Annotated in this window: 22 protein-coding genes; 10 read left to right on the forward strand and 12 right to left on the reverse strand. The window is 57.6% G+C overall.

Annotated elements, in window-relative coordinates; genetic code table 11:
* Positions 1 to 20: 20 nt before the first annotated feature.
* The 8 genes from QOX26_RS02060 to QOX26_RS02095 all read right to left on the reverse strand — a co-directional run bounded on the left by QOX26_RS02060 (position 21) and on the right by QOX26_RS02095 (position 8,424).
* Positions 21 to 746, reverse strand: a complete 726-nt coding sequence (locus QOX26_RS02060; protein WP_283673213.1) for a 16S rRNA (uracil(1498)-N(3))-methyltransferase — start codon at positions 744 to 746, stop codon at positions 21 to 23.
* A 61-nt stretch (positions 747 to 807) separates the two neighbouring features.
* A complete protein-coding gene (gene prmA / locus QOX26_RS02065) occupies positions 808 to 1,779 on the reverse strand; it encodes a 50S ribosomal protein L11 methyltransferase (RefSeq protein WP_283673214.1) in 972 nt (323 codons plus the stop codon).
* A 26-nt stretch (positions 1,780 to 1,805) separates the two neighbouring features.
* On the reverse strand, positions 1,806 to 2,834 hold the full coding sequence (locus QOX26_RS02070; protein ID WP_283673215.1) for a hypothetical protein: 1,029 nt from the start codon (positions 2,832 to 2,834) through the stop codon (positions 1,806 to 1,808).
* A gap of 24 nt (positions 2,835 to 2,858) precedes the next feature.
* Positions 2,859 to 4,361, reverse strand: a complete 1,503-nt coding sequence (locus QOX26_RS02075; protein ID WP_283673216.1) for a S41 family peptidase — start codon at positions 4,359 to 4,361, stop codon at positions 2,859 to 2,861.
* A 1-nt stretch (position 4,362) separates the two neighbouring features.
* A complete protein-coding gene (gene argS, locus QOX26_RS02080; protein WP_283673217.1) occupies positions 4,363 to 6,060 on the reverse strand; it encodes an arginine--tRNA ligase in 1,698 nt (565 codons plus the stop codon).
* Positions 6,061 to 6,108: 48 nt separating this feature from the next.
* A complete protein-coding gene (locus QOX26_RS02085; RefSeq protein WP_283673218.1) occupies positions 6,109 to 6,540 on the reverse strand; it encodes a DUF1934 domain-containing protein in 432 nt (143 codons plus the stop codon).
* 23 nt (positions 6,541 to 6,563) lie between these two features.
* The gene (murI, locus tag QOX26_RS02090; RefSeq protein ID WP_283673219.1) at positions 6,564 to 7,361 is read right to left on the reverse strand and encodes a glutamate racemase; all 798 of its coding nucleotides are present in this window, start codon (positions 7,359 to 7,361) and stop codon (positions 6,564 to 6,566) included.
* Positions 7,354 to 8,424 (reverse strand): D-alanine--D-alanine ligase family protein, encoded by a 1,071-nt coding sequence (locus tag QOX26_RS02095; RefSeq protein ID WP_283673220.1) that lies wholly within the window; start codon positions 8,422 to 8,424, stop codon positions 7,354 to 7,356. Before QOX26_RS02095 ends, murI begins: the two co-directional genes overlap by 8 nt.
* Positions 8,425 to 8,640: 216 nt before the next feature.
* On the opposite strand from QOX26_RS02095, the gene QOX26_RS02100 reads away from it, so the two are divergent.
* From QOX26_RS02100 to QOX26_RS02130, 7 genes are all read left to right on the forward strand, one after another.
* Positions 8,641 to 8,958: a PadR family transcriptional regulator gene (locus QOX26_RS02100; RefSeq protein ID WP_283673221.1), complete on the forward strand. Its 318-nt coding sequence runs from the start codon at positions 8,641 to 8,643 to the stop codon at positions 8,956 to 8,958.
* Positions 8,955 to 9,620, forward strand: a complete 666-nt coding sequence (locus tag QOX26_RS02105; protein ID WP_283673222.1) for a DUF1700 domain-containing protein — start codon at positions 8,955 to 8,957, stop codon at positions 9,618 to 9,620. The genes QOX26_RS02100 and QOX26_RS02105 overlap by 4 nt, the downstream gene beginning before the upstream one ends.
* Positions 9,617 to 10,429 carry a DUF4097 family beta strand repeat-containing protein gene (locus tag QOX26_RS02110; protein WP_283673223.1) on the forward strand — a complete coding sequence of 271 codons (813 nt, stop codon included), beginning with the start codon at positions 9,617 to 9,619 and terminating at the stop codon, positions 10,427 to 10,429. The genes QOX26_RS02105 and QOX26_RS02110 overlap by 4 nt, the downstream gene beginning before the upstream one ends.
* Before the next feature lie 50 nt (positions 10,430 to 10,479).
* A complete protein-coding gene (locus QOX26_RS02115) occupies positions 10,480 to 10,674 on the forward strand; it encodes a PspC domain-containing protein (RefSeq protein ID WP_283673224.1) in 195 nt (64 codons plus the stop codon).
* A gap of 27 nt (positions 10,675 to 10,701) precedes the next feature.
* On the forward strand, positions 10,702 to 11,085 hold the full coding sequence (locus QOX26_RS02120) for a hypothetical protein (RefSeq protein ID WP_283673225.1): 384 nt from the start codon (positions 10,702 to 10,704) through the stop codon (positions 11,083 to 11,085).
* Between the two features lie 91 nt (positions 11,086 to 11,176).
* Positions 11,177 to 11,599, forward strand: coding sequence for a flavodoxin (locus QOX26_RS02125; RefSeq protein WP_283673226.1), 423 nt, complete (start codon positions 11,177 to 11,179; stop codon positions 11,597 to 11,599).
* The gene (locus QOX26_RS02130; protein ID WP_283673227.1) at positions 11,596 to 12,438 is read left to right on the forward strand and encodes a GIY-YIG nuclease family protein; all 843 of its coding nucleotides are present in this window, start codon (positions 11,596 to 11,598) and stop codon (positions 12,436 to 12,438) included. The genes QOX26_RS02125 and QOX26_RS02130 overlap by 4 nt, the downstream gene beginning before the upstream one ends.
* A 41-nt stretch (positions 12,439 to 12,479) precedes the next feature.
* Here the strand turns inward: QOX26_RS02130 and QOX26_RS02135 are convergent, their stop codons facing one another.
* The 4 genes from QOX26_RS02135 to QOX26_RS02150 form a co-directional block, all read right to left on the reverse strand.
* Positions 12,480 to 12,701 carry a hypothetical protein gene (locus tag QOX26_RS02135; protein ID WP_283673228.1) on the reverse strand — a complete coding sequence of 74 codons (222 nt, stop codon included), beginning with the start codon at positions 12,699 to 12,701 and terminating at the stop codon, positions 12,480 to 12,482.
* Positions 12,701 to 12,937, reverse strand: coding sequence for a preprotein translocase subunit SecG (gene secG, locus QOX26_RS02140; protein WP_283673229.1), 237 nt, complete (start codon positions 12,935 to 12,937; stop codon positions 12,701 to 12,703). Before secG ends, QOX26_RS02135 begins: the two co-directional genes overlap by 1 nt.
* 105 nt (positions 12,938 to 13,042) lie before the next feature.
* Positions 13,043 to 13,552: a hypothetical protein gene (locus tag QOX26_RS02145; RefSeq protein WP_283673230.1), complete on the reverse strand. Its 510-nt coding sequence runs from the start codon at positions 13,550 to 13,552 to the stop codon at positions 13,043 to 13,045.
* Between the two features lie 11 nt (positions 13,553 to 13,563).
* Entirely contained in the window at positions 13,564 to 14,484 is a 921-nt protein-coding gene (locus tag QOX26_RS02150; protein ID WP_283673231.1) for a sugar phosphate nucleotidyltransferase, read from the reverse strand.
* A 263-nt stretch (positions 14,485 to 14,747) separates the two neighbouring features.
* Between QOX26_RS02150 and pyk the strand changes: the two genes are divergently transcribed.
* Genes pyk through QOX26_RS02165 form a run of 3 tightly spaced genes read left to right on the forward strand, consistent with a single transcriptional unit; the run spans position 14,748 to position 18,744 of the window.
* Entirely contained in the window at positions 14,748 to 16,211 is a 1,464-nt protein-coding gene (gene pyk / locus QOX26_RS02155; RefSeq protein WP_283673232.1) for a pyruvate kinase, read from the forward strand.
* Between the two features lie 16 nt (positions 16,212 to 16,227).
* A complete protein-coding gene (locus QOX26_RS02160) occupies positions 16,228 to 17,442 on the forward strand; it encodes an LCP family protein (RefSeq protein ID WP_283673233.1) in 1,215 nt (404 codons plus the stop codon).
* A gap of 54 nt (positions 17,443 to 17,496) precedes the next feature.
* Complete coding sequence (locus QOX26_RS02165) at positions 17,497 to 18,744, forward strand: M16 family metallopeptidase (protein WP_283673234.1); 1,248 nt, start codon at positions 17,497 to 17,499, stop codon at positions 18,742 to 18,744.
* Positions 18,745 to 18,753 lie beyond the last annotated feature (9 nt).

The following is an 18,753-nucleotide window of genomic DNA, read 5'->3' on the forward strand; positions in this document are numbered from 1 at the left end:
CCTTCAACTCCCTCTACTCTTTACATGTTGCCGCCGGCATACATCACCGCGGCCAGCGCCGCAATGGGCGCGGTTTCACAGCGCAGGATGCGCGGGCCAAGCGAAACGCTTTTCAGCCCTGCCTGCGCGGCAGCTTCGGCTTCCCGGGGGTCAAAACCGCCCTCAGGGCCGATCAGCATGGAAACTGTTTGCCCGACGCCGCCCACAAGAGCGTCACGCAGACCGGTCTCCCGCTCATTTTCGTAAAAGAACAATGCGGTTTCACACTGTGCCGCCTGTTCGATGGCTTCTGCGACCGTTGCCACAGGTGCAACGCGCGGTAATATGCCGCGGCCGCACTGTTTGGCGGCTTCATCGGCAATCTTCTGCCAACGGACAACCTTTTTTTCCGTTTTATCCGGTCGCGACACGCAGTTTTTGGACAGATAGGGCACGATTTCGTGCACGCCCAGTTCGACCGCCTTCTGCACAATCAGTTCCATCTTGTCGCCCTTGGGCAGCGCCATATAAAGCGTCACTCTGGTGTTGGGTTCGGCCATGCTGCGCATTTGCTCCAGCACACGGCATACAACCTCGCCCTCATCAATGGTCTCAATCACGCAGCTGTAGTCGACGCCCGCCCCATCGCAAAGCGTGACGCACTCACCCTCGCGCAGCCGCAGCACCCGGCCGGCATGGTGCGCATCCTCCCCGCGCAGGGTCAGCTTTCCATTCTCTGGAACGCCGGTTACAAAAAATCTAGGCATAGCAACTCCTTGATAACCTTTTCTATTCTAGCAAAAAACCACGGCTTTGGCAAGTGTACATTCAGTGGACACACTTTTTCGCGGTAAAAGCGCTCCAATCGTCACTTTTTTCATATTTCTCAATACCGAACCCATGTTCTTCCAAGCTTGTCCGCACCTCATCCGCACGCTCATTGAGAATTCCCGAGCAAATCAGCATACCGCCTGCACACAGTTTTTCGGCAAACATCGGCGCCATGCCGATAATCACATCGGCCACAATGTTGGCAACGATGATGTCATATCCCTCACCCAGACGGCCTGCAAGCGCAGGTTCGCGCAGCACGTCGCCGCAGAAGCCTTCCCCGATAGAAACCGCGTTCTTTTCCGCATTTTCCTGTGCGGTTTTCAGGCAGTTTTCGTCAATATCGACGACCGCTTCCACCTTTGCGCCCAGCATTGCGGCCGCGATGGCCAGAATGCCCGAGCCGGTTCCCATATCAAGCAGGCGGTCGCCCGGCTGCACGTTATCCTCGAGCGCTGCCATGCAAAGCTGCGTCGTGTCATGGCTGCCCGTACCGAAACTCGATGCCGGATCGATTTCCAGAATGCGGCGGCCCTGCGCGTCGTCCACCGACTCCCACGAGGGTTTGATGAGAAAGGTCTTGCCAACCGGAAAGGGCTTAAAATACTGTTTCCAGCCCCATTCCCAATCCTCCTGACGGGTAAGCGCAGTCTCGGTCACCAGACGGCCCCAGGCGCTTTTCTCGTCACGCGCCTTGAGATTTTCGAGTGCCGCGCGCACGTCCGCAAGCTGCTTTGCGCCCGCAGCATCATCGGACAGGTAAATTTTCAGGCAAGTCTCCTGCGCGCGCTTTTCGCGCACGAGATCCTCATCTACATAGTCCCAATAAATCTCGGTGTCCTGCAGAAATTCCTCAAAATCGGCTGCATCCTCGAGCACATAGCCTTCCACACCGTTGTCTTCCAGCAAAGCGGCGACCGGCTCTACGCCGGCCGTCGTCGTATAAATCGTGACTTCCTTCCAGTCCATACTGTTCCTCCCCTAATACGCCCGAGTTACAGACGAATCAGACCGTATTTTTGTTCCCAATAATGCAGCATTTCCTCTTCCTGCTCCCACGTGCCGTCATACAGCGCCAATCCCGGGAACACGCGCAGTCCCTGCTCAAGCAGCTCGGGTGACTCCGCGCACAGGCAGACCGGACGAGAAATCAGATAGCGGCATTCCTCGAGCGCGACCACATCCTCCTCGGTTTCGAGCACAAGCTTGAGTGCACCGGTTTCCTCCTCCGCATCAAGCAGCGACTCGCCCAGGCGGTGACCGCATTCGATTTCATCCGAAATGTCAACCGTCGGCGCGATGAAGTGCGCGTTGTTGCCGTCGGGTGCGAGAATGAAATCATCGTGATCCCGCGCTACCGTGCGGCCGCCTCGATGCGCTTTGAGCGCGTCCAGCAGCTGCCGCTCGTCATCATGGTCGACCGGAAGATACAGCTCGGTATTATATAAGGTAGTATCCGTGCGCAGCCACGCCGAATGAATGGCTACACCGACCGACAAACGCGCATACGGCGCAACACGGTCGAGTGCCTCGGTCAGCGAGTCGGGATCGGGCGCGGTCAGCACCACGGTCGACACGCCGATGCGCTGCAGCACGCCGACAGCAGCCACCAATTCGGTGCCGTCCTCCAAGCGTGCCTCATCATCGTGCACGTTCAGTTCGGCAATCACCGTGCGTCCAGACAAATCGCCCAGTGCAAGCACGGCCGCACGCAGCGCGAAAAAGGTTTCCGCACCGCGCAGATAGTAAAACGCCGCCGCCTCATGCAGTTGCTTGCGAAACGCCTCTTTGCACAGGCTGATGTAGTGCACGGTGCGCGGCCGCTCACCCTCTTCCGCCACAGGCGGGCAGTCGAGCGCAAGGCCGACCGGCAGCGGATCCAGCTGCTCGACCCACGCGGCGCAGGTCTCACCGTCCGGTGCGAGTGCGCCGGCAAACCGGCTTTGCTCCTCCCGATAAAGCGGGATTGCATCCTCACTTGTCAGTATGATTTGTTGGGAATGTCGCAAAGGAATATCTTCCATATTCTCCTCCAGAATAAATGGTGGTTACTTGGCTGTCCACGAACCATCCGCCGCCACGGTGTATCGCTGCGGCTTGGCTGCGGCCAGCTTACAAAGCTCAATCGCGGTATGCAGCTGATTGTCGACCATATAGGTCTGACCGTCGAGCGTTCGCATCGCGCCATCCAATGCCTGCAGCATTTCAGGCGAGGCATTGAGCGTCTGCTCCATCTCATAGCTTGCCAAAAAAGCAGAAACGGCATCCAGTGCCGCGCCATCGAATACGCGGCTGGACGTGTCCATCAGGCCGAGCAGCGCAAGGCGCTCGGTCATCGCGTACACATCGTCCGACGTATCGCCGAAGCGCAGCGTCTTGCTCGTATCCAGCGGGGTGAGAGTCGCGGCATTGACCGAAACCACACGGTTGTCCACCATCAGATTGGGTGTAAGTCCGATGCCTTCGTATTTGCCGGTTTTGGGCAGCTCCATTTCAAGAGTCGTAATGACGAGTTTATCGCCGTTGACCAAATCGATGTGAAACTGTCCCTGCCCCTTTCCATAGGTCGTTTCGCCCAAGAGCGTGGCCGTTCCGGTGTCCTTCAGACTGCCCGCAAGCAGTTCGGCCGCCGAAGCCGTGCCCTTGTCAACCAGCACGACAATTTTATTGAGCGGCAGGCCGCCGCCCGTTGAAAACGTCTGCTCCAGTCCGCCCATGTCCTCGCGCCAGCGCACGCCGGCAAGAGAAGTGTCCTTCTTTTCGACCATTTTGTTCGCCATTTTGAGCGCAACATCAATCACACCGCCGCCGTTGCCGCGCAAATCGAGCACAACCGCCCGTGTGTTCTTGGCAGGCAGTGCATCCCACAGCTGTTCGAACATTTTCCAATCGTTTTCCGAACCCATAGCGCTGACCTTGATATATTCTACGCCATCGGCCACGGTTTTACCCGAAACATAGATGTTGTTGACCGTCCGGCGGGTGCAGGTCACATTGATATCACGCCCCTGCCGGCGCACCGTCAGGGTGATGGACGCGCCCGCTTCTCCGCGCAGCTTGGCTGCGATTTCAGTCGTCGTGAGCGACAGCGCATCCGCACCGTCAACCTTGACGACCAAATCTCCGACCTTCAGGCCGGCCTCGTCCGCCGCGGAATACGGGATGACCTCGCCGATCAGCACGCCGCTCGCAGTCTGTTCGAGTCCCACGCCGATGCCGACGTATCCCTCGAGTGTTGAAAAGCCCTTGGAGTATTCCTCTGCCGACAGATACATCGAGTGTGTATCGAGCGTCGAGAGCAGGTCATTGAGAACATGATACATCTCCTCGGGATGCTCTTCAAGGTATTTATTGATATAATTTTGCAGTACATAAGGATTATTTTCGGTCTTAAGGCCAAAGGTGTCGATTAACGCCCACACGCCGTCGAACCAGGTTTCGCTCTCGCCCTGCGCGGTGATTGCACCGGCGGGCGTGAGCAGCAGCGCACCCGACAGAACGGCCGCCACAAATCTCCGAACCCATTGATTGCGGGATTTTTTCTTGCGCATCTTACATTTTCTCCGGTGCGTCCACGCCAATGATGGTCAGCACGTTTTGAATCGTCTGCTTAGCGGCCATGCACAGCGCCAGACGGGCGTTGCGCACCGGCTCGTCCGCATCCTTGATGCGGCAGGCGTTGTAGAAACGGTGGAACAGCTGCGCGAGCGCCACACCGTACTTGTTCAGACGCGACGGGTCGCGGGACACGGCTGCCTGCACGATTTCTTCGGGCAGCAGCGCGATGGACTTAATGAGTGCACGCTCATCCGTGCCGCTGAGCACCGAAAGATCGGTTTGCGCCGCGTCAGGCAGGGCGAAGCCAGCTTCCTCGATATTACGCAGCACCGAGCAGATACGCGCATGCGCGTACTGAATATAATAGAGCGGGTTATCCGAATCCTGCTTAATCGCAAGGTCAAGATCGAACTCCATCTGGGTTTCCGCCGCGCGGGAGTTGAAGAAGAAGCGCGCTGCGTCCACCGGAATTTCGTCGAGCAGATCGGTCAGCGTCAGGCTCTTGCCCGTGCGCTTGGACATACGGACGACTTCGCCGCCCTGCATCATGCGAACGAGCTGCATCAGCACGACCTCAAGCCGCTCCGAACCGTTTACGCCGATTGCATCGAGTGCCTTCTGCAGGCGGGCGACATGGCCGTGATGATCCGCGCCCCAGATGTTGATTACACGGTCAAAGCCGCGGATGCTGAACTTATTGAAATGGTAGGCAATATCCGCCGCAAAGTAGGTGTAAAATCCGTTCGCACGGCGCAGAACATCGTCCTTGTCGCAGCCGAAGTCGGTCGAGCGCAGCCAGAGCGCGCCGTCCTCGGTTTCATAGGTGGCACCCTTCTCAGTCAGCAGGTTGACGGCCGCCTCGACCGCGCCCGACTCATGCAGGGTGGATTCCTTGAACCACACATCATATTCGATCTTATAGCGTGCCAAATCGCGCTTCATGCGGGCGATGTTGGTCGGCAGACCGTAGCCCTCGATGATGGCAAAACGCTCCTCCGGCGTTTTTTCCATCAGACTGTCGCCGTACTGCTCCACCAAATCGTGTGCAAGCACGCGGATGTCGTCACCCTGATACCAAGAGGCATCAAATTCGATTGCGTCCTCACCGCGAATTTCCTGGATATAGCGACCCTCAACCGAGTGGGCAAATTTGTCCACCTGATTGCCCGCGTCGTTGATATAGAACTCACGGGTGACCTCGTTGCCCGACCAGTCGAGCACCTCTGCCAGACAATCGCCCAACACGCCGCCGCGCGCATTGCCCATGTGCATCGGGCCGGTGGGGTTGGCGGAAACGAACTCTACCATGATTTTTTCCGGGTGCTTCGACGTGGTACGGCCGTAGTTTTTGCCCATTTCAAGCACATTTTTCACTGCACCCTCATACCAGCTCTGGTTCAGGGTGAAATTCATAAAGCCGGGGCCTGCAATATCGACCGAAGCAAAGCAGCTGCCGTCCAGCTCGAGATTGCTCACAATCGCCTCGGCAATTTTGCGGGGTGCAAGGCGCAGGGGCTTGGCGCACTGCATGGCAAAGGTGCACGCCCAGTCGCCGTTGGTAGCGTCCTTCGGGGTCTCAACCGCAACGGCGGGAATTTCCCCCTCCGGCAGCTCGCCTGCCGCAACTGCTTTTTTGTATGCCGCTTCTACCACGCGGGTGGCTTCATCGCGCGCGAATTCATATGCGTTCATCAGTTCACTCTCCGTGTTTCTTTTTTATTCCGATTCTATTTGAAATGCTTACATAGGTTCGGGTGCTACCACCATTTCGAAATGATGTTCTCCCATGACGCAGTTGTCAACCTCTATCGTATAATCGATAATCAGCTCGCCGCCCTCGTCCCCGACCGTGTTGTACACGCGGGAGGTGTGGGTCGCAATGGTCATCGCAGAGCCGACCGGCGTCTGATACAGGCCGACATGGCGCTCATCCTCGGCAAAAAGCATCTGTGAAGGGTAAGTGCCTGTGCGAATCAGCGACACACTTTTGCCATCCAGCTTGAGCGTGGTGCGTGTGCCGTCGAGTCCTGTCAGCTCGCTTTCCTCATAGATGATATAATATTTTCCGCCGCGTTCATACAGCACCGCCGCGGTGACCAAATCAATCTGTTCCTCGTCGCACTCAACAAACTGCTGCGCCGAATTGATCGACAGCCAAACGTCTTTTTTCATGTATTTTTCGTACTCCTTGGGCATTAATATGCACTGATTTCGACCAGACCCGCCTGATCGGCCACATCTTCCTGTAAAAACAGGCTGGCAAGCTGCGCAAAGCTCGTCGGGTCGTCGGACACGAAATACCGTGTGCCGCCCGGTCCCTCCGCGGGATTGACCGCTGTTTTGAGCGTCTCCGCCGCAATCGCGCCCGAGTCGATCAACGTCACGCCATCGCCCATAAAATCACCGATGACCTCGCGCAGCAGCGGATAATGCGTGCAGCCGAGAATCAGGGTGTCCACGCCCTTGTCGCGCAGTGGCGTCAGATACTCGCGTACCACGGTCTCAATGACCACATCGCCGCGCTTGACCCGTCCGTTTTCGACCAGCGGCACAAACAGCGGGCAAACCTGCGCTGACACTTCGAATGCCGGGTCTGCCTTATGCAGACGGCGTTCGTACACGCCCGAACGTATGGTAGCCGCCGTGCCGATAACGCCGATTTTGCCGTTTTTTGTCGTCCGCACGGCGCGTTCGGCCGCGGGTTCGACCACGCCGAACATCGGCACAGGCACTTCCGCGTTCACCAAATCGAGCGCCACAGCGGAAACCGTGTTGCAGGCGACCAAAATCGCTTTTAAATCGTGTCCAAGCAGAAATTTCACGTCCTGCCGGGTATACTTAATGATGGTATCCCGCCCGCGCGTACCGTAGGGCACGCGGCCGGTGTCGCCAAAGTAAATGATGGTTTCATTCGGCATGATCTCATGCATACGACGCACGGCGGTCAGCCCGCCGAGGCCGGAATCGAACACGCCGATTGCGCGGTTATCCATTATGCTCCTCCAGACCGAGGGAAATCAGGCGGTCGAGCAGCGCGGTGTAGCCAATGCCTTCATAATCAAAGAGCTTGGGATACATGCTGATCGAGGTGAAGCCCGGAATAGCGTTGAGCTCGTTGAATACGATTTCACCGTCCTGATAGGTACAGAAGAAGTCAACACGGCTCAGTCCGCGGCAGCCGAGCGCCGCATAGACACGCAGCGCATTTCGCCGCACGGTCTCAATCTGCTCTTCCGTGATGTGCGCCGGGATGTACAGTTTGGAGCTTTCGTCGTTATACTTGGCGTCAAAGGTGTAAAAATCCTGCGTCGGCGCGATTTCACCGACGGTGGATGCGATCGCGTCACTGTTGCCGAGTACCGCGCATTCGACTTCGTGTCCGTCAATGAACTCCTCGACGAGCACCTTTGCGTCATATTGAAATGCCTCTCGCAGGCCGGCGACCAATTCGGTCATATCGCACGCCTTGGCCACGCCGACCGACGAGCCGGACGAGCAGGGCTTAACGAACACCGGAAACGCACCGATTTGATCGGCTGCCGCCTGCGCGATGGCTTCGGCGTTCTTTTCAAAGTCGGGGCGCAGCGCGAGATAATACCGCGCCTGCCGCACACCGGCTTCATCGACCAAAACCTTGGCAATGGATTTATCCATTGTGTTGGCGCTCGCCGCTACGCCGCAGCCGACGTACGGGATACCGGCCAGCTCGAGCAGACCCTGCACCGTGCCGTCCTCTCCGCCGACGCCGTGCAGCACGGGGAACACGCAGTCAAGCCGAACGTTTTCCACCGCGTTGTCCCGCAAGAGGAGCAGGCCGTGCGTGCCGCGGTCGGGCGACAGCACAGCGGGCACGAGCGTCTGCTCATTTACCCACGCGCCGGATTCAATACGCGCCGCGTCATAATTGGGATAATAGAACCAGCGGCCGTCCTCAGTAATGCCAACCGCCAGAATATCATACTTTTCTTTATCGAGATTTCGCAAAACGGAGGCCGCCGAAAGCTGCGAGATTGTATGCTCGCTCGACACACCGCCGAATAAAACCGCCAATTTCATGAGTTCTCCCTTCCCACAAAGCAACTGCATTTGCGCATTGCTATACGCATAACATTATACGCCTTTTCCCTTTTAAATACAATGCGTTCCGGTGCTTTTACGCGCATCGTTTTCACTAAATTTACAATTCGTCTCCGCCTTTTTTTGCAATACCTGTTGACAGGCTATATTATACCGCATATAATATTGTCAGAAACAAAGAAAGAGGTGGCAGCAATGTCTTATCCCATCGCCTCCTCCCTGCTCGACGGCATCGTGCTCGCCGTCGTCGAACGGGAAAGCACTTACGGCTACCGCATCACACAGGATGTACAGCAGGTGATTGAAATTTCCGAATCCACCCTGTACCCCGTCCTGCGGCGGCTGCTCAAGGAAGGGTATTTAACAACCTATGACGAGGCTTTCGCCGGGCGCAACCGGCGTTACTACCGCATCACAGAGCACGGCCGCACGCGACTGCTTCAGCATCGGACTGACTGGCAGGCCTACCGCGACGGCATCGACAAGATTTTTTTCGGAGGGCAAGTATCATGAACAGAAACGAATATCTTGCGGCGCTGTGGGGGGCGCTGTCCGGTCTGCCGGACGAGGAGCGCGCGAGCGCCCTGCGCTATTACGAGGAGTACCTCGACGATGCCGGTCCGGAAAACGAGGCGCGCGCCATCGAAGAACTCGGCTCTCCTCAACGCGTTGCCGCGCAGATTCTGGCGGATTATCGTGAACTGACCACAGTGCCCGGCGCGAAAAACGCATCACAGGGCGAAAACGGCAGCGCCTCTTCGGGTCAAACCACACCCAAACGCGGTTGGCGCGGCATCAATCCGTGGCTGCTGCTCGTGTTGGTGCTGCTCGCCATTCCGATCGGCGTCCCGCTCGCCGCAGGTGTGGCCGGCGTGATTGTCTCGCTGCTTGCAGCGGCGGTCTGCATCGTGCTCGGCGTGGTGGTGGTCGCGGTTGCCTTGCCGCTGTGTCTGCTGCTGGGCGGCGGTGCACTGATTGTATTTTCCTTTTTCGTCTGGTGGAATCCGCCCTCGGCAGTTGTCACGCTTGGCTGCGGCCTTGCCTGCCTTGCGCTCGGCGTGCTTTCCGCCCTGCTGATGTTCAAGCTGTGCACCCTGTTTATCCCCCCTATTTTCCGCGGCTTTGTCGCCATCCTGCGCTGGCCGTTTGATCGGATTCGAGGTGTAAAACGATGAAAAAACTTGTTATTTTCTGTCTGATTGTACTTGCGCTCGGCGGCGGCCTTTGTTTTGGCGGCATTATCGCAGGCGGTGAACTGTACGGGTCATACTATAACGGCTCGCTGCATTCCGTACGCGAATCGGTTGACGATGCGGGTAAATTCATCCGTGACAACCTGCACTACCGCGAATGGACGGACGCAGACGGCAGCTATCACGCCGGTTGGTACGAGGATGACTTCGGCGCAGATGCCGTCACCTCTTCCACCCCGATTACCGGCTCGCTTGACGACAAAACCCGCAAATTGGAATTTAATCTGAGCGCCGGCAGCTTTCGCATCGCGCAGTCAGACGATTTCGGCGTAGCATCCGGCCGCGTCACCACCAACGTGATGGACGGCGACACCTGGGAGCTGAGCATCCGCGGCAACGGCCAGGGGGATGAAGTGCTCATCACGCTGCCGACCGAAGCCTTCGAGGAGATCGAAATTAATCTCGGCGGCGGCGCACTCGAAATCGACACCGCGCTTTCGGCAGAATCCATTGAACTGACCGCCGGCGCCGGCAAAATCAGCGCAAACGAAACACTTGATGCACGCGACCTCGACCTGACCGCGGGCGCAGGTACCATCAGCGCCTCACTGGCCGGTACCGCGGCAGATTACTCGCTCAGCGCCAAGGCTTCTATGGGCGGCGTGACCCTCAACGGCACCGAAATCACCGGCGGCATGTTTGGCACGCACCGCACCGAGCAAAACGGCGGCCTGCGCGAACTCGACCTCTCCGTCGGCGCGGGACAGATTGCATTGTTTACCGAAGAATAACTTGACTGTACACCACAAAACCCGTATGATAAGAAAGAGGAGTCTTTATTATGAATGACAAGAAACTTTACCGCAGTGAAACCAACCGTATGCTTTGCGGCGTATGCGGCGGCGTCGGTGAGTATTTCAGCATTGATCCAACCCTTGTCCGCTTGGCGTGGGTGCTGCTGTGCTTCCTCGGCTCGGCCGGTCTTTGGGTCTATATCATCGCTGCGATTATCATTCCGACGCAGAGCGCGGTTTAATCACGAAAACGAGAGGATGTATCCCCTATGAGCGAACAAAAGCAGCCGTTGAACGAAGAAATCGAAGAATTGGACGCAGTGCCGGAAGAGGAAACCGCCGTGGCGCTCTCCGAAACCGACATGACAACCGATTCTGACGAAGAAACCGAAACCGCCGAGGAAGAGCCCGAACCCGAACCGCTCTTTACCAACAAAATTTTTGGTCTTCCCCGCATGTGCTTCCACGGTCTTGCATTCGGTGTCGCGGGCGGCTATATCCTGTCCGGCATTATCGGCCTGATTTTCGGAAAAACCCCCAGTGCGACGACGATGGCAATCATCTGCGCGGCCGTGGGTTATTTCATCGCAAACCGCTCTTTCAAAAAAAAGAAAGCGGCGCTCGAGCAGGAACAAGCCGAGCAACAAAAATAAAGATAAAAACGGGGGACGGCTTTGCGCCGTCCCTCTTTGTTTCGCGTGGTATGTTGTGCTATAATGAACGTATACAAGGAGGGTTTTGCCGATGAAAACCGCTGTTGTTTATTTTTCGCTCGGCGGCTCGACGCGCTCGTACGCCCGCGCCGAGGCTGACGCCCGACAGGCTGCACTGTTCGAGGTTCGTCCCGCTCAGAAATACAATCCCATTACCGCATTTGTCCGCGGCTGTCCCGCCGCGCGGGCGCAGAAAAGCGTGCCGCTGATCGGACCGCTGCCCAATCTGTCTGAATATGACCGCGTTGTGCTGATGGCGCCGGTCTGGGCGGGCTTCCCCGCGCCGCCGTTCAACAGCATGGTCGAGCTGCTGCCGCGCGGGACGACGGTCGAAATTTTGTTGGTCTCATCGAGCGGCGACTCTTCCGCCTGTGCGGACAAGGTGCGTGAGCAGATTCAAAACGCAGGCTGCACGCTGGCAGCTCAGCGCGACATACGGGTCATGCGCCGATGAATTACGCTTACATGCTTCGTTGTGCCGACGACACCTTTTACTGCGGCTGGACCAACGATTTGACCGCCAGACTCGCCGCGCACAATAGCGGGCGGGGCGCCAAATACACGCGCGGACGCGGTCCGGTCGTGCTGGCGCACAGCGAGGTGTTCGACACGCAAAGCGAGGCCATGCAGCGCGAAGCCGCCCTCAAAAAGCTGCCGCGTCCCGCCAAGCAGGCCCTTGCCGACGGCGGACGGGACGGTGAACTGCTGACCGTTTACGATGCGGACGGCCGCCCCTGCGGCGACTGCCCGCGCACCACGGTGCACGCCCAAGGCCTGCGGCATCACGTTTGCCACCTGTGGGTCTGCGGCACTTGGAACGGGCAGCGCGGTCTCTGGCTGCAGCAACGGCAGCATGACCGTCCGCTTTACCCCGGCTGGTATGATTTGACCTCGACCGGGCACATCGACCCGGGAGAAACGCCCGAGGCAGGCGTGCTGCGCGAAGCGCGTGAGGAGATCGGCCTTACTCTTGCGCCCGCTGATTTGATTGCCGCCGGTGCGCACGTGCAACAGTATGACCGCGGCGAAGCACAGGGCTTTGACGATGAGCTGGCCTTCGCCTTTGTCTGCCGCAGGGACGGCGCGCCGCCCTTTGCCCCCGGCTCCGAAGTCGCAGGGATGGCCTTTGTCACGCTTGCGGACTTTGCACGCGCGCATGAAGAAGTGTTCGATTTGCCGGCCCGCCTGCCGGACGGCACGCCGCTTATCGTTCCGCACGATCATCTATGCTGCCTGCACCAAAGCGAATGGGAGGCTGTACAGGCTCTTTTGTGCGAAACATTTCCGGAATAAACAAAAAACAAGCTGTTGCATTGCAACAGCTTGTTTTTTTGTTACCGATTCATAGCCCCGACCGCGATACATGCGGCAAGACTGACGGCGGCGGCGACCGCACAAAACGCCGAGCGTTTGCGGCACGCCTTTGCCTTGGGATCATCCTGCGGGTCTCCGGACTCGCTGCGGCCCGCGATCATGCCATACTGCACCTGCTGCAGCGCGGTCAGCGCGGCGAACAGGACAAACGCGGCAAGCAGTGCCAATTGCAGGAGTTTCATCAGTGAATCAAGTTCAGTACCAGAGCCGCGATGACGAAGATCACGCCGACAACCGAGGTCAGACGGGCGAAGACCTTATCAGCCGCGGTGGCCTTGCCTGCGCCGAAGAAGGTTTCAGCACCGCCGGAAACTGCACCCAGACCCTGCTGTGCGCCGCTCTGCAGCAGCACCACTACGATCAGGAACAAGCTCGCGACGATCATTACGACGGACAGTGCGATTTGTGCGGTAGTCATTTGACAATTCCTCCAATGGTTTCTATCCGCGTCATGCGCGGTTTATAAGCGTATAAAGTATGATATCATAGTCGTTCTGTGATTTCAAGTGTTTTCGAGCATATTTTACAGCCATTCCGCAAGCAGATCCTTGAGCGGCCCGCCCATTCTGTTGGTATAAACCTTGCGTGCATTCAAGTCAACGACCGCCAGCCGCACCGATGACCAACCATGCGCAGGTGCGCGATAGCTGCACTCCGATGTAAGCTTTTTGATTTTTTTCTGTACCGATTTATCCGGGTCGGCACACGCCAGTATCATCGAAATAATGGAGAATTCATGCGCCGCATCAGGCGTTACCAGCTCGCTTTGCAGCGTTTTCACGTAATCCCACCATTGCTCGAGCTGCGCCTCATTCAATTCCGGCTCGGCGAACAAAACGCGGTATTCATGCGCATGGGTGGACGAACCGGTTCCCATGATGCCGAGCAGCTTGCGCTCCTCATCAATCCCAAACGTACCGTAAAGTGCTGCCATACGCCCTTTAACATCCACATTCTGCGACAGAACGAAGCCTTTCTGCATACTTTGCGCCATTCGATCGCGCAGGCCGATGAATTCGGTCGAGAAATCCATATGTACCCCCCTTACAGGTCGCGCGGGTAGTCGCCCGCGTCCGTCATCGCTGCGACAGCCGCCATAACGACCGGCTTGTCCTCCCGATAGGTCACGCCGAACCAGCGCGCATCGGTGGTCAGCACCTTAGCCGAGGCGCGTCCCGCTTCAATCAGCTCATCGACCGCAAACGGCAGATAATATTCACCCTTCATCGGGTTTTGCGGCAGCTTTGCGGCAAAAAAGCGTCGTAGCCCCTCATCAAGCAGCGGCAGGAAGGAGGGCGTAAAGCCCCATAGATTCATCGAAACCGGCGTGCCCTCGGCAATCTCCCCCGCCGGCGCGTCGCCGTCCGCGGCGTACACAATTCGGCCGTCCGCCGCACGCGAAATGGCGGTGCGCTCGACAATGCTGGTCAAAAATCCGTTTTCATCGGCCGTACACACGCCGCGCGACACCGTGCCGTTTTCGGTCAGCGTGTTTTCCACGCGGTAACCGACCATGCAGTAGCGGTACTTTTCATCATCTGCCGCGTTCAGCAGATATTCATACATTTTGCGGAAGGCGTCCGCTCCGTAGAAATCATCCGCATTGATGACCGCAACCGGACATCCCGCCGCCAGTTCCTTGGCACACCAGACCGCGTGCGCCGTGCCGAGCGGCTTTTCCCGTCCGGCCGGGGCGGTCAAGCCCTCGGGCAGACTGTCCAGCGTCTGGTAAGCGTAATCGACCTGCATGAAGCGGCGCGCCTTCGCACCGATTGCCTGCTCAAACGCGTCCCGCAGCTCAGGTCGAATGATAAAAATCACACGCTCAAAGCCCGCGCGGTGCGCATCAAATATCGAATAATCCAGGATAATCTGGCCGCCCGGGCCGATGGGATCAATCTGTTTGAGGCCGCCGTAGCGCGAGCCCATTCCCGCCGCCATGATGACCAAAACCGGTTTCTGCATAAAAAATTCCTCTTTTTCTGGAAATATGTGTACAAATTATGTCAATGAGTTACACAAGATATACTTTATTATACTAGGGCGTATCAGAAAACACAAGATGTTTCACATACGCCACTTGTTTTTTGTAGGAAAACATGAAAATATCGGGGGCGTCCGTGCAAAGATTGCAAAGAGTCGGGAAAACTGATAAAATAGATGCGTTAAAAAAATGTCATAATAATCAAATAAACCGCAGGAAAAATTAAAGTGAGGTATACGATTCGATGCGTAAAACGAAAATTATCTGCACACTTGGTCCCGCGACCGAAGGACCCGTTCTTGCTGAGCTGATGAAGGCCGGCATGAACGTAGCCCGCCTGAATTTCAGCCATGGCTCGCATGAGGAGCACAAGTCGCGCATGGACGCGGTCAAGGCCACCCGCAAGGAGCTCGGCCTGCCGATCGGCATCATGCTGGACACCAAGGGCCCCGAAATCCGCATCAAGACTTTCAAGGAAGGCCGCATCGCCGTTGAGGAAGGCCAGTCCTTCATTCTGACTACCCGCGACGTTGAGGGTGACTCCTCCATCGTTTCCATCACCTACGAAGGCCTGCCGTCTGACGTATCCGCCGGCACCCGCCTGCTGATCGACGACGGTCTGGTCGCGTTCGACGTGGTTGAGATCAAGGACGGCACCGACATTGTCTGCCGCGCGCTCAACAACGGCCCTCTTTCCAACCGCAAGTCGGTCAACGTACCCGGCATCAAGCTGAACATGCCCTTCGTTTCCGAAAAGGATCGTTCTGACATCGAGTTCGGCCTGACGCAGGACATCGATTTTATCGCCGCTTCCTTCACCCGCACCGCGCAGGATATCCGCGACATCAAGGCTATCCTCAAGGCACACGGCAAGGAAGACGTCGAAATCATCGCCAAGATTGAGAACATGGAAGGCGTTAACAACGTGCAGGAGATTCTGGACGAAGCCAACGGCGTCATGGTTGCCCGCGGCGATCTGGGCGTTGAAGTTCCGTTTGAGGAGCTGCCGGAAATCCAGAAGAGCCTCATCAAGACCTGCATTTCGCGCGGCAAGCGCGTTGTTACCGCGACCCAGATGCTCGAATCGATGGCACACAACCCGCGTCCGACCCGCGCTGAGGTTTCCGACGTAGCAAACGCTGTTTATGACGGCACCTCCGCTATCATGCTGTCCGGCGAAACCTCGGTCGGCAAGTATCCGGTCGAAACCGTGCGCACGATGAGCATGATCGCTGAGAACGCAGAGCGCACCATTCACTACGATCGCCGCCGCACCACCCGTCTGGAGTTCCAGAACATGGACGTCATCGGCGACAATAAGACCAACGCAATTGCGCATGCAACCTGCACCACCACCCATGATTTGGGCGCGAAGTGCATCGTTGCCTTCACCGAGTCGGGCTCGACTGCCCGCGCGGTATCCTCCTTCCGCCCCGGCGCACCCGTCATCGGTGCAACGCCGTGCGACAAGACCTTTAACCGCCTGACCATGTCTTGGGGCGTTACCCCGGCGCTGGTTGGCCGTCCGACCTCGGGCACTGAGCTGTTTGAGCAGTCGGTTCGCGCAGCTGTCAACACCGTCGGCGCTGCCGCGGGCGACATCATCACCGTTACCGCCGGCATGCCGGTCGGTCAGGTGAACTACACCAACACCCTTCGTGTTCTTGAACTGACACAGCAGATTCTGGAGCACGGCTTCCGCGACTGATATGTCGTTTAAACGCATGCAGCGAATGCTGGTGCGCCTGCTGTCGGTGCTGGTACTCGTAGCGATCTTGTTTTGTCTCGGTCTCTATGCGTACCGCACCTTCTTCGGCTATAATTATGACAACACGCTGTCGGGCAAGGATCTGGCTGCGGGCGTCAAAGCCGATGAGGGCATCACCAACATCGCATTGTTCGGCCTTGATACGCGCGAAGGTGACACGAGCAGCCACTCTGACTGCATGATGATTGTCTCCGTAGACAATACGCGGGGTAAAATCAAGCTGATTTCGCTGATGCGGGACAGCCTTGTAAGCATTGACGGCTACGGTGAAGCCAAGCTCAACGCCGCCTACTTCAACGGCGGCCCCGAGCTTGCCATCAAGACCATCAATCAGACCTTTGACACCGACATCACCGAGTACGTTACGGTCGATTTCGAACAGCTGGTCGATATCATCAATCAGCTTGGCGGTATCGAGATTGACGTGCAAACCGCTGAGGTTGCCGAGCTCAACCGTGTCATCCGTGACTACGGCATCGAACAGAACAAGACCTTCGCCAGTGTTGAAGGCGCAGGCAAGCAAAAGCTTGACGGCGTGCAGGCGCTGTGCTACGGCCGCATCCGTAAGGGCGGCACGGGAGACGACTGGAGCCGCGTGGAGCGGCAGGGCATCGTGATAAGCGCGCTGTTCTCCAGCGTGCAGAATCGCTCGGCTGCCGAGCTGCTCGGCCTGATGCAGACGCTGCTGCCTTATGTGACGACCTCGCTCTCGCCGACCGAGCTTGCGCCGCTTGTAGTTGGTGCGCTCAAAAACGGCGTACCCACACTTGAGCATACCCGTGTTCCGCTGGACGGTCAGTGGAATTACTATGGGTCTTCGAGCGAATACATTCTTTATGATACCGACGCTGCCGCGGAAACCATTCACGCCTATGTGTATGACGACGTGTTCCCCGGTGCTTCCAAGCCGTCTGCCACCTCAGAGGGGACGGATGGCGCATCCGAACCGCTCGGCGGCGTTGACTTTACCGAGGAGCCGACTGACGGCCCACCGTCCTCCACGTCGCAGGAGCAGACCGCCGACCCCGCGTCACTCGCGGAATCAGGCGGCAGCTATGATCCCGCAACCGGCGACTACCAAGATTCAGACGGAGATTATTACCGTCTGGACGGCAGCGGCAACAAGGTGTACTACGATCAGGACGCCTATCGCGCAAAACTGAATCAGTAATTTGGAAAGGCTGGACATGCGTCCGGCCTTTTCTCCCAAAGGAGGAGCAGTAATATGTATGAAAAGCGCGTCCTGCCAAACGGCGTACGCCTGATTTCCGAACGGATCGGTCAAGTGCGCACCGCCTCAATCGGTATTTGGATTGGCAACGGCAGCCGCTATGAGCCTGCCGCCCTCGGCGGAATTTCGCACTTTATCGAGCACATGATTTTCAAGGGAACGGAAAAACGCTCCGCCCGCCACCTCGCCATTGCGATGGATGCGCTTGGCGGTCAGTTCAACGCCTTTACCGACAAGGAATGCACCTGCTATTATATGAAGCTGCTCGATACCCGGATTAAGACCGGCGTTTCAATTCTTGCGGATATGTTCATGAACTCCCGCTTCGCGCAGGAGGACATCGAGCTTGAGCGCGGCGTCGTGCTTGAGGAAATCGACATGTATGAGGACACGCCCGACGATGTGGCGATTGAAAAGCTGTTTGAGCGCTGCTACGCAGGTTCTGCACTGGGCCGCCCGATTCTCGGCACGCCCGAAACGCTGCAGACCATCAACTCGGAAGCAATGCATGCCTATGTCAGTGAGTTTTACCGCCCCCATGACACGGTCGTGGCGATTTCGGGCAGCTTTACCGAGGACGATCTGGATTATATTGCAGATTTGTTCTCCGCCATGACGGGTGAGGGACACAACGCGCCGACCCTCGCGCGCTACACGCCGAGCCTTGTGCTGCGTGAAAAGGAGATTGAACAGAATCACCTCTGTCTCTCCTTTCCCGGCGTACCGCTGCTGAGTGAACAACGCTTTCAAATGAATCTGCTTGGCTCGATTTTAGGCGGCGGCATGTCGTCCCGCTTGTTCCAGACCGTGCGCGAGCAGAACGGTCTGTGCTACTCGATTTATTCGTTCGGCACCTCTCATCTGGACACCGGCCTGCTGTCCGTGTACGCAGGCGTCGGGCCGGACTCCGAGCGCCGTGCGCTCGAGCTCATCATCCGCGTGCTGCGCGACTTCTGCGAAAACGGCCCTGATGCGGACGAGCTTGCACGCTGCCGTGAGCAGGTCAAGACCACCCTGCTGATGGGGCTGGAAAGCACCGGTACGCGCATGATGTCCATCGGTAAGAGCGAGCTGATGCGCGGCACGGTCGATCCGATCGAAACCGTGCTTGCCCACTACGATGCGGTCACGGCGGCGGATATTCTGGCGCTTGCCCGGCAGACGTTCGACTTTACCAAGGCTTCGCTCTCGGTCGTCGGTCAACCCGACACGGCGGACAGCTACAAAACGCTTCTTCTTTAATATGTTTGC

The sequence above is a fragment of the Butyricicoccus sp. Marseille-Q5471 genome, from assembly GCF_951230135.1.
GTDB lineage: Bacteria > Bacillota > Clostridia > Oscillospirales > Butyricicoccaceae > Agathobaculum.